Source organism: Brachyspira catarrhinii (assembly GCF_005518285.1).
GTDB lineage: Bacteria > Spirochaetota > Brachyspiria > Brachyspirales > Brachyspiraceae > Brachyspira > Brachyspira catarrhinii.
Window position 1 is genome coordinate 1 of sequence record NZ_SJDU01000780.1, and the last position, 455, is coordinate 455.

A 455-nucleotide genomic window follows, 5' to 3' on the forward strand; every position below is an offset into this window, starting at 1 on the left:
TATATTATAAATATATAATTTATGTATATATTCTATATATTCACCTAATGACATTTTGTATTTTCCTGCGTAGTTTTTAATATCATTAAAATTATTTTTTTCTACTAAAGCTGCCCAAGTCATTTTTTTTGTATTTTCGCTTTTTATTATAGATGTATCTTTTATATTTTTGCATGAATTATGTATCTCTTCTATATATTCGCCTAATGACATTTTATAATTATGAGCATATTTTTTCATATCTTTAATAATATCTTTACTACAATAAAATCCTAAATAAACTTTTTTTTCCTTTTCTGTAGGAAGTATTAATTCTATAATATCTTTAGTTTTGTTCTTTTTTATTTCTTCCACTTTTTATTCCTTATATATTTTTTATCTATACTTTATAAAAAATATATAAGGAAATATGAAAGGAATAAAAAAGGTGTAACTAACTGTTACACCAAAGATAA

General features: G+C 20.0%; 1 protein-coding gene. It reads right to left on the reverse strand.

Going from position 1 to position 455, the window contains the following annotated elements; genetic code table 11:
- Positions 1–354 (reverse strand): hypothetical protein (locus EZH24_RS14760; RefSeq protein ID WP_137999491.1); only part of this gene is annotated, 354 nt, incomplete at its 3' end.
- Positions 355–455 lie beyond the last annotated feature (101 nt).